Here is a 12322-nt window from a genome sequence, read left to right on the forward strand (position 1 = left end):
AAAAAACCAGCTCTCAACGCCAAACGCTTCCTGCTGAATAATCCGCTCCAATTCCCGGGGCGTGATCTCGCCGTCAATCCCCTGCTGCACCAATGCCCGATTCACTTCAATAGCAATGCCCTCAAAATCCGGTTTGGGATCTTCCCATTGTCCGCTGACCCGGCGGCGGATCAATTCCAGCAGGCGGTCACCCGGGGTGTAATTGAAAAAGACCCGGCGGACAGTGATGACCATCTCCTCCTCAATCTCCCGTGCCGAATACTGCGCCATATAGGTTTCCGCACTCATGCCGGGATGGTTCAGGGCGATCACGCGATAAAAATTCTCAACCGCGATATCCACGGACGGATGATTGCAAAATAATTCAATATCATCCACAGTCAAATTAGCTGTCTCGGAAAAAACATAATCCGCCGGTCCCACCCAGGCATCCCATTCCGCGCCGAAAATATCTTCCCGGTATTCCAATGCCGCCGCATTCCAACCACCCTGCCAGGCATCGATCCATTGTGCACTATGTTTGAGTGCGCTCCACCGGATCACAACTTCCGATAACGTTTCAATACTGTGATGCGGCAAAAAGGAACCCAGATCTCCGCGAATGGGCTGGACCAGCCGGTTGGCCGGAATGTTTTGCCAGTACTGTGAGAGCCAAAATTTTAAATTCTGAACAAACCCGATCCGGGCGCCGGCCACTTCGTTCTCGCGGTTGTTCTCCAACTCAATCATGGTTAAAAAGGCGGTCAGGGAAATGTTGTGCTCCCGGCAAAATGCCTCGACATCAGCACGGTTGAATCCGAGATATTTTTGCGCCATCACCGGATCCCGGCCTTCCATAGCCACTTCGGTAATAGTCAATGCGTCCGCCAAAGGCCCCAGCGCCTCGATCTCAATGCGCAGATCAACCGCACCTTGCTCAATGCCGCTGATGCCGGCTTGCTGTGCCAGGATATTCAGATCAAGCCGGTTCTCACCGGAATAAAAATAAAATGGATTTTCCAGGCGGATCTCCGTGCCATTGATGAAAATACGGGCCTTGCCATAAGCCTGCATTTCCGGTATGGTCACATTGATAAAAGGGGTCTCCACCAAATTCACCTGAGCTGAAGTCTCCCAGACAAGCTGTTCCTCACGGGTTTCAAATACAGCTTGCGTAACAATGGTTTCATGCGCAGCTTGCGTCTGCGTGGTGCGGTCGCCGTTTACCACCGCGATGCTCTCCACTACAATCGAGGCATTTTGATCAGCCTGTGCACGGGTCGCGTCCGTCTCAATGACGCCGATCTCCAGCACAAAATGGCGTTCCCCGCGCTGCAGCTCACGCGGCAGATTGCGGGCCAGATCGTAGACCATCTCGCCGGACTGGCTGGTATCGAATTGCAAGCGGTACATTTCGCCGGTCTCGGCATCTTTCAACACAGCATACCAAAGCCCGTTGATATCGCTGACCCGGATCACCACTTCCGCATGCTGATCCATATTCACGCTGAAAGCCCGGGTATTTTCCATGCCTCCAAAATTTTCTTCACCACTGCGTGTGATGCGCAGTCCTAGGTCAACCGGCTGCAGCACAACCCGGTCACCCGGTGTCTGCCAGCGGCCGGCGAGATTTTCCTCAACAGCAATCCCGGCATCCAACAGGACCCGGGGCGTTCCCTGAACACGCATGTAACCGTTCATGGCCAGCGGCGGCATGATCGGCACTCCGGGACGCGGCACAGCCTGAATGGCATTGAAATCCGTGCCTTGATAAGATATGGCCACAGTGTTCATGCCCGGACGCATCTGGCCCTCGGACGTATAAATACCCCATTGTTCTTCACCCACATCATTAAGTGCCCAGATCATACCACCGGCAATATCCGTCTGGTAAATCTCACTATAGACCCGGTGAATAAAATCCCCCATCCGACTCACATAAGCCGGATCCTCAGCCGCCTGGGTGGCATCCATACCGAATTGTTCCAGCACAATGGGACGCACAACATTGTTCTCCAGCATGAGTTGCTGGGTCTGAACAATCATGGCCTGGGGAGAATCCAATGTACCGGTTTGATGGAGGGCAAACACATCAACATGCGTCATATCCAGAGCCGGCAAAGTCTCGGGACGCGAAGTAGCGGCAATAACCAGATGATTGGGATCAATACCTTTTATATATGAAGCAAGTTGGTTATGCCAGGCAGCCGCCTCTGTCAATGTGGGGTAAATACCCGGATTACCATGACGCAGTACATCTACATCCATCTCATTACTAATGCCCCAGCCAAAAATACGTGTATCATTTCGGAAATGTTCGACAATGGTTCCCACATGGGCCTGTGAACTCTCCAAATCCGTATACTGCCGGTCCACCGGGAAAAAGGTAAATTGGACACGCATACCGTGACTGTCTGCAATACGGATAAATTCCTCCATGCGCTCAAGCATGATTGGATCAACATTGGGACCGCCGAATTCTTCATAATGGATAAAGGTACGCACCACATTGATGCCCAGATCCTCTGCCCGGGCAAGCTCCCGGTCAATGAGGTCCGGATCCCAATCGGTCCACATGGCCGCATAGCCGTGCTGTGATGGATAATAATTAACCCCCTTCACCTTGACCACCACACCATTGATGGAAATCTGGTCCGGCTCGGACCGGTTGATGACCGCAAAACCTTCCGGAATATCCTGCGAGGTTCCCAAAAGACCGGGATTCACCGGATGGGTGGTCTCCTCTCCGGGCAAACCGGTTACCTGATTAATGGTGCCGGTAAATTCAGGATTCTGGTCACTGTAGGGGCTCAGCCGGTAGAGCAAGCTGCGGCTCAGGTCAACCAACGGCTGGAGTGTAATACCAAAAATGAGCTGCGCAAAACGTGTCTGTCCCAGGGGGGCCAGAAGCATAAAAAACATGGCCAGGAAAGAGACCCCGGAACGGATGATTCCCCAAATAGCACTGCGCACAAAATCCGTAAACACCCAGAGCGACAATCCGCGTTGCCGCATCCGGCGGTGCTCAATACTCACACCAGTCAACCGCCCTTTTCGCGCGGCAGAAACCAAATAAACAGCACCCAGGACAATCATGGCCAAACCACCAAAAAGCGCCATACTAAAATCCACAATCTCAGCAGCGCCGATACCGATCATGCCCAAAACAAATACAGAAAACATCCCGACAATATCCGAGTAACGTCTCTGCATCCGCAATTCACCCTTATCATTTAAAACATCCCGCACAAAATATTTTCCGCCGATCCGCTGAAAGCGTGCCCAGACCTCATTGCTCATGCCCATCCGGTTTTTCCGGGCGTTTTCACCTCCCGTGATTTCACGGGAAATTTTTTGCGCCAATGCAATATAGGCATCCTGTTTGGAGCGCGGATAAGTTTTACTGCTGCGGACGGTCACAATATTTTCACTGGCCTGAATAAAAAGTAAAATCGCTTCCTGATAATTTTGAAATGCCTCCCGCACATCATGGGCTGCCTGCGTATGTGCCGTGTGGACGGATTTAACGGCACGCGCCCACTTGATATCCGCTCTTCCCGGCAGGGCTACATTTTTTGCCGCTTCCAATGCCGCCAGCGCATCTTCATAAGTCTGCCGGGCCTCGGCCTGCCGGGCCTGAGTTTTATTAAGGTAGTTTAATGTGCCGGCTACGGAATTGCGGGCAAGAATCCGTACCGCTTTTTCAGGCGGTATAAAATCCCGGACCAACTGAAAATTCATTTCTTCCTGAGGGCGCATAAATTTTCTGACAATAGGAATCCGCCGTGCCAGCGCCCAGGGAATATTCAGCAAGGCTGTAAAATTCAGGATAAAATCCAGGGCACCGCCGCCGCGTATTTCCGCCAGAATTGCGCCAACCTCTGTGGCGGCTTTTTCAGCATGCGCTTTTTCGTGACGCAAAATGGAATCCAGCTGCCGTCTGGAAAACCAATCATTGGAATCCAACAGGCGCTCGGATATTTTATAATCACCGGACACCGATTCATAGGCTGCCAAAGGAAACTTCCAGCGCCAGCTGCGCACCGCGTTGCCCATACCGGGGTCATGCTTAACCGGCGTGACACGAATCCCGGTTCTCTCTTCGATATGTTGAATTTTCTCCTGCATGGTAAGCTGCTTCCACGCTTGATTTGCAAACAACTTCATGAAGCCGGAGCGCAATAAAATATACTTGGAGAATTCCACCAAAAAGAAGGCCGATGCCAACGCGGCCGGAAGATAGGAAAGCCACCCGGCATTGCCGGTAAAATGGGCAAGCCCGATACTCAATGCCAAAGCCAGGAAAGGCGTGAAAAGCCGCGGCGTGACCTTTTGAACCTGCGAGAAAAAAGACAATTCACTGATGCTCAGCGAAGGAGTGTCTGCCTGATCGGTTTGGGAAACCCCGATCTCAAAATAAAAAGAATGCTCACCGCTGCGCATATTTTCCGGAACATAATCCCTCAGGTTGTACATAAAAATACCGCTGCTGCCGGTATCTGTCTGAATCTGTTCATGCCAGCCCGGCATCTCATGGGAACGTAAAATAATATACCATCGCCCTTGGACCGCATTTACATTTAAGCGCAGCCATTGCGCCTGGTCCATATTCAACCTGATCGGACTTGGTTCACCCTCGAGCACATCCGCATAGAGCATCACGCCGCCAAACGCGGTGCCTTGCGGCAAACTGATCACCGCCTGGTTGCGATGGTCCAATTCAATCACAGCCTTATCGGCAACAAATTGCGAGAGATCCCCGCCCTGGCTGTCAATCACAGATAAGCTTGGTGCGCTCGCTTCAAGCGTGTGCATAACATCCAGGTTGCCTGATGTCAGCGAAAAGCGGTCAAAGGTCATGGCAATGTCTTCATCCGCCGATAGACGGCCTCTCGAAACACCCATCTCAACAGTAAATGTATGCGATCCCTGACGCAAAGCTTCCGGTACAAAACGCTGCAAATTATAGGTGTAGTCCCCGGGCCGGGTTGTATCCAGCTGAACACGGGTATACCACTCAGGATTTTCCGGCGAACGCAGGATGATGTACCAGCGGCCGTTGGTATCGGCGACCCGGATGTTGAGCCACTGCGGATCGCTCATATTCAAGACCAACGGATCGCGCAACATAATCGCGCCGAACGTTTCCCCTGCCGGGATGCTGAGCGTATGTTGATAATTTTCACCAAAGGTCAACGTTGCCGCCGCTTCTGTAAATACACTGACACGGGTCTGATTCGGACCTACAAAAATTTGTTGTGCAGCATACCCGCTGCTCTCGCCCAGATCAGACATGCTCAATGTCGCTGTGGGGAGTGTTGCCACCAAATGCCACTGCGTGCCGTCATACTGTTCCTGAAAAACCGTCGCAGCAGTGCGCGGTGTTCCATCTGCCGTAAGGATTCCATAGTGTTGGTTATCAATATCATTAAGAGACCAGACCATAAAACCGGCAATATTTTCATCCTGAATGGATTGAATCGCATTTTCAAAAAACACTTCTGCTTGTCCGGGTTGGGGTTCCTGCGAAAAATCAACTCCCACTTCCTCGAACAGCAGTGGTTTTTCAATATTATTTTCCACCATGACCGCCCGGGCTTGTGCGATCATGCCGGCCACATTGTCGCCATAGGCCCCCACATGCAGGGTGTAGACATCAATAGACTCCGGATCAAAACGGACCAACCATTCCGGCCGTGAAGTGGCGGCAATGACAAGCTGGTTGGGTGCATTTTGTTTGATAAAACGCGCCATGGCATTGTGCCAGGCAATCGCCTCTGCTTCCAGATTCTGTTGCTGTGCCTCGGATTCAATATGCAAATCAATTTCATTGGTGATGCCCCATCCCAAAATCCGGGGATCATCACCAAAACGTGAAAGCACCGCGCTGACATGAGCCTGCATCGCAACCCAATTGTCCGGACTGTAGTTCCGTTCCAAAGGAAAAAAGGTAAATTGAACTTTGATGCCATAACGATCGGCAATACTTAAAAATTCTTCCATGCGGTCAAGCATCACGGGATTGACATTGGCGCCGCCAAATTCTTCATAATGAATGAATGTCCGAATCGTATTAATCCCCAAGTCCGGACAGCGGGCAAGTTCCTCTTCAATCAAAACCGGGTCCCATTGTGACCACATGGCGCCCCAGCCATGTTGGGAGGGATAATAATTCGCACCTTTAATTCTGACCGGAAAGCCATTAACCACCAGCTGGTCCGAATTGGATCTATCGACTTCAACAAAAGACCGACGGGCATCACGCAAGCTCAGATCCATTTCCCGGGCCCAGTCGGAATTAATCCGATAAAGCGTATTGCGTACTGCGTCTGCCACCGGTGCAGGCAGGCTGCGCAAAACCGTTACAACCATCCGGTTCATCCCTACTGGAAAAATATTAAAGGCTACGCCGACCAACAAAACAAATCCCGCCACCGTTGCCATGGCTTGACGCAACCGCTTGGCAACCCAATTGACCGGTGCCGGTTTCACGCCGGGTTGGTTCAGCGAGACCTTTAAGAGCCGGTTCCAGAGCATCGTTTCCATCCCGGTCTGCAAATCAACTGCTTCCGGTGACTCAGTCAGTGTCCGGGCAACCCAAACTGCCAGATGAAGCAATGCCGCCCTGCGTGTTGCAGAAAGCCGGTCCTTATTCACTGTTTGTATCATCTCAGCAGCTGTGACCAGGCCCCGAACAGATTTAGAAAATTGCGAATACGCCAGATGATTGTTCATAACCGCCAGATTCTGTTTTTCCATGGCCGCATCATAGGCAGCCAGCAATGCCGGGTCTATATCCTGTCCGGTTTTCGCCGCCAAAGCTTCCGCAGCCGTAAGTGCCAGCATGGCCCGGTCCTTAACCTGCGCTGCGTCCCGTGCTGTACGCTCCGTGGTTTTGAGCTCACCCATCACTTGCCCGATCATGTCCCGGCTGTTTTCAATGCGGGCAATTGCGGTTTGTAATTCCGTCGCTTCCAGAGCTGCTGTTGAAGATGTTTTTTGACGTAATAAAATCCGGTTGGAAATACTTTTCGCAAGCGCCCAGGGAATATTCAGGAGCGTACTTACATTGAGCAAAACATCGGTCAACCCGCCGCCCCATATTTCCGCTAAAATTGCGCGGGTTTCCCCGGCCTGACGTTGCGCATGTGCCTGTTCGTGGCGCAGAAAAGAATCGAGCTGGCGCTGCACGAACCAGTGGTCCGAATCCAGCAGACGCTCGGAAATAAAAACAATACTGGTCTGCGAATCATATAATGTGAGCGGTGACCCGCCGCGCCAGGCCTGCCAACTCTTGCGCAGACCGGTTGATCGCGGCATCACGCCAACCCGCACACCGGTCCGATTCTGAATTTGTGCCAACCGTTCGATCACCGGCATGGCCATCCATTCCGGGCTGGCCGAACCCCGCAGCAGGCCACTGTTGAGTACCAGGTATTTGCCGATCTCAACCGCGGCGAACACCGTGGCAATCACGGCGGGCAGCAGGTAAACCCATCCACCACCCAGGAATAATTGCAGGCCAAGGCCGCCCAAAGCGGCCAAAAACGGAACCGAAAGTTTGGGCACCGCTTTGGTTTGTACAAGCATCCCTGCGTCTTGTTCCCGCTCTTCCAAACTCTGTTGCGCGCGGCGTTTGTCACCCAACCCCGGAATGTTTGGAAGCCTTACATTTTGTATCACACTTCCCAGATTGCCGATGCCATTCCAAATTCCCAAAGCACTTCCCATCGCGGGTTGCACCCCGGCCATGACCATACCGCCCGCAGTCATCACAACTGCCGGATTCATCAAGGGCATCAACAAGCTGCGTGCACCGATTCCGGCTGTCCGCGTGCCGCCGGCTAATATCCTTTCCTGCATCTTGGCAACCGTCGCATTATCCAGCACAGAAACCGTATAAGTTCCCTGGTTGGTTTCAAACGTTGCCAACGCATTTTCCGACAGTGATTCAGCACCTCGGGGTAAAATCACCGCCGAAACATCCAGACCGGCAAAAGGAACGATAAAAGCATTTGTTGAAGCCTGCGCTTTGTCCCAGTCCACCCGAATCGTATTGGCATAGGGATACGCTGCCTGACTGGCTTCAGCTGTTTCACGCAGACCGGCCAGGGTGGTCTCGCCGCGCGCCACCAAATACGCAATCTCGGTTTCCTGCAAAACCATACGCATCAAATCCAAAAACAGTCTGACATTCTCCGGCTGGGCCGCTTCTGCCTGAGCGCTCAAAACGGCGTTAGCTTCGCCTACCTGCGGGAAGCTCGGCGCCAGGGCCAGAATATTTTGATTCTCGGCCAGCAATTTTTCCAGCGGAGTTCGCCGGTTGCGCAACAGGGCAAAATAGGGATTCACCAGATCGACATGCGTCATGCGCGGCCGCACCGAAATGTAGGAAACACCCCGGGCCTTGACAGCGGCCAACACCCGCTCGGTATGAAAACCGCCGGTTACCATCACTGCCAGCTTGGTTCCCCGGCGCTGCATGCCCGCAAGTGTATTGTCTACAAACGCATCCGAACGTTCATCCGCCAAAGTATAAAACCGGGAAACTTTTTCAAGATAATCATTGAGTGTCAGCACTTCCAAATCAATTCCCATATAACCCAGGGTGTCATATTTTTTCAAAAATGAAATAATCGGTTCGACGCGAAAATGATCGGGTGCTTGCAGATACTCAGACAATTCATCGGGGGTGGCCGAGATGTTCAATAATTTTTCCATCACATCCAGCGCATGTTTAAAAGCATCTAACTTTCTTTGTTCCTGATTGGTGTAAAGTTGTTGGCGAATGGCACGATCAAGCAACGCCGCCTCGGCATACACTTTGTCAGGATCCACATCCTGCGGAATAACATTGACCTGTTTCGAAACATAGTGAACAAGCTGCGCATACCCATCCAGATCAATCCCCTGCTTTTTGGCCACACCGCAAAGGAAAGCACCGTATTTCAGCTGAGAGAGGGTGCCTTCACGAAATGCCTGCTGTTTTTCATTAAATTTCAAAAGTGCGCTGCTATAAATTTCTCCCTGAATTTCTTCCAGCAAATCGCGCAGATCATAGATATACCCTTGACTCTCATCATTGAGAAATGTCATGACCATTTCACGGCTCTCGGCATAAAGCGCAGCATCTTCGATACCTGTGAGGCTTACCGGATGATGCCCGACTGCAGCATAATATTCAGCGCCGCTAATCTTTCCCTGACGCATAAAATATTGCCCGGTTTCTTTTTTTACGCTTTCATTGGGATAGCTGGAGAGATGGGATGTATTGACCGGCTCAGATGCGCCTTCCAAAGCGACCAGTTTCAACGTATGTTTCGCCGCCATGTAATCAATAATCGCCGCAATATTATTTTGTACTTCCTGGTTGCAATGCAAATCCTGGACATGCACGATCAATTCGTGCTGTCCCTGATAAGCATCCAGAGTTGAGGCGATTTTTTCAGGAATCAAAACCGCCTGTTGCTCAAAGGTTACAAAAAGATCTGATCCGGGATAGGTGTCTTTATCAAATGCCCATCCCAAAAAAGGCAGGATAAATGTGAGGGTGAGGACAAATGCAATTATCCTGGCGAGTTGTTTGAAACATGGTCGATTCCAAACGTTCATACTTGTTCCCCCGCAAATAATTTCATAAAAAACAATAACGTATTTTATTTATCTAAAGTATAGCATAAAAAATTGCGCAATCAACATCACAGTAATTGTTTTTTCTATTTATTAAAAGGTTATTCTTGCGCGTGTTTCTTTTTGGAACGTCATCTGCAAAAAAACAACCTATTAATAAGATACTATTTCTCATACTGATCTAAGAAAATAAATTCCTTATTTTTATTACATTTTCAAGGTATGAATTTACAAAAAAGATATAAAATTCCCGGATTGCAAACTTTCTCAGGGTACCTGCTGGAGAGTGTTCTGATAAAAAAAGAGAATAAATCAAAAATATCTTCATTTTTTTTACAAAATAAATATTTTTTTTAATGATTTATGGTGTCAGCCCTGCACCCTACAGTCCATAGCCGGCTAGCATAAAATCCTGCATTAGATTGGATATGTATTTTTTCTGCATTGAAAAACGAAAAACCCGGAGAAGGTTACTATTGCTGCATGTCAAAAGGAAATCAGCCAATCATGATTCTATTTCAATGCAAAAAAAATACATATCCAATCCCGGAAACACTGTCCACAGAAAAATCCCTGCCCTGCACCCTACAGTACATGGCTGGCTAGCATAAAATCCTGCATTAGATTGGGTATATATTTTTTCTGTATTAAAAAACGAAAAGCCCGGAGAAGGTTACTATTGCTGCATGTCAAAAGGAAAGCAGCCAATCATGACTCTATTTCAATGCAGAAAAAATACATATCCAATCCCGGAAACACTGTCCACAGAAAGGTACCAGCCTTCACCATACGATGCAGAGCCGGCCGCTTTTCAAACCGCATTCACAGGATGTAACCTACAAAGGCAGGCGTGATGCCGGTTTGACTCATTGGCACGATTCAATAGGATTTGCCCATCACCTTTCGCCAGACAGCACATATAAAAGTATGTCATCCTTTCGCTTGCCAATGAATCAAACCGGCATCACGCCTGCCTTGCGTCCAAAGGTACCAGTCCTCACCAAACGGCACAGGGCCGGCCACCCTAAAATCCTGCATTGGAAGCACCTTAAATTCCTGCCGGGCATTTAAGCAGAGACCCTGCACATACGTGCAGGGTCTCTGCGGTCAACTTCAGGATTATGCCGCCACCGAAGTGCTGCGGAAGAGTCTGCGGCGCTGGTTCTCAAGCACATTCTCATTAATCTTAGCCGGCAGCTCGTTGAGAATATCGAAATAAGCACCCAACGCGCCCTTGCCGCCGATCTGAAGCAACACACCCGGAATATGAATCGTCTTGCCTGCCAGAGATCGAGACGCTGTTTGCTGTGTCCAGTTGCCGGTAACCAGTCCAGGACTCAAGGCCTTCATGGACTGAACCAGCTCACTAAAGGCGGCCACTGAATTTTCAAAATCCATGGCTGCCGCATCGGTCTGAACCGCCATACCTTGCGCTTTCAAAGCACGCAGCATGGTTTTAACAAAATCACGTTCCGCTTTCCGGCTGGCAGGTGTGGCTGCATATTTAAGATACGCCTGCACCACCGGACTGCTTCCCTGTCCCAGCATCTGCGCCATGGTGGATGATTCCACACCCAGCGAATTCAGGATGCTGCGCAAATACCCCATAGGATTGCTGCGCATCACCAGTGTATGCATGCGCCGCGAGGGAATCAATTGCATCAACCCAGTCACGATACTGGTTTTTGCTGTAGGCACCTGAATCAGCGTATCAATGGTTCCGTCATATTGACGTGCTCTGACCTGCTTGGGTAGTTTGGCCTGACTCACATCTGTTGCGGAAAGTTTTTGGTCAACCGGTGCCGAGACCTCAAACACCATGGGATTCGCCATGTCAATACCTTCCAATTGCGTGGTTTCCACATGACCGGTCTTGACACCATGGATATTGCGCGAGAGATCCTCACCAATCGTAAGCATGCCGTCAGCATCCGTCTTGGCCAGTCGGGCAACCTCAGCTTTCACCTGTTGACCAATGGTTGCATCAAGCTGACCCATCTTACCGGCCGTAACCGCTGCCACCGCTGCCAAAGCTTTCTCAACCATCAGCAAGCGGTCCCGCAATCCATTGACACCCGGTTGCCCGCGCAGATCAATCAAAGCCCGGCGTACTGCCGCCAACTGTGCTTTATTCGTTTCAGGCATGGCCATCATATAGACTTCCTGACCAAGTGCAATCGCCGTATCCTCAATCCCTCTGACTGCCGCATTGGCCGACACCTGCGTTTCACCGGCAATGAAACGACTGATCACACCATTGGCCACCAATTTCCGCACGGAAGCATCCAGCGCAACACTTTCGCCGGCCAGTTCACGCAACAGTCCTGCCAGACTTTCAGCCTCCACACCTTCCACCGTTGCGATAATCCGCATCATGGTTGCCAGATTGGGTTCTGCACCTTTTTCTAATTCCTGCTTGAGTGCCTGGCGCACCGCTGCCAGACTCTTGTCTGCCTGACGATTCAAAGCCTGGTCCGCTTCCGCCAAATACTGGCTCACCAGATTTGTCATGTCAGCAGCACTCACACCGGATTTCTGGCGCGCTGTCGCATGCCAGGCAGCCGCTGTCTCACCACCCCGTGTGGTATCCAGCAGCCACGACTCCGCTTCCTGAGAAAATTCAATCGGACTTTCCAAACCCATGGACTGGGCAACACCATCATAGCGGCTCTGGAAATAATATTTGTCCGCCTGATAACCAACAATTGCACCG

Annotated in this window: 2 protein-coding genes (1 of these 2 running past the window's edge); both read right to left on the minus strand. The window is 50.7% G+C overall.

What is annotated here, in order from left to right:
- Positions 1 to 9591: the 5' portion of a GNAT family N-acetyltransferase gene (locus K8S19_00895; protein MCD4812242.1), read on the minus strand. 18810 nt of this gene lie to the left of the window's left edge; only the first 9591 of its 28401 coding nucleotides appear in the window; the start codon lies at positions 9589 to 9591; the stop codon falls past the left edge of the window.
- A 1137-nt stretch (positions 9592 to 10728) separates the two neighbouring features.
- Positions 10729 to 12322: hypothetical protein (locus tag K8S19_00900; protein MCD4812243.1), on the minus strand; the 1594-nt coding region annotated here is incomplete at its 5' end.

The organism is bacterium (genome assembly GCA_021108215.1).
GTDB lineage: Bacteria > Oederibacteriota > JAAXVQ01 > JAAXVQ01 > JAUVAV01 > JAIORK01.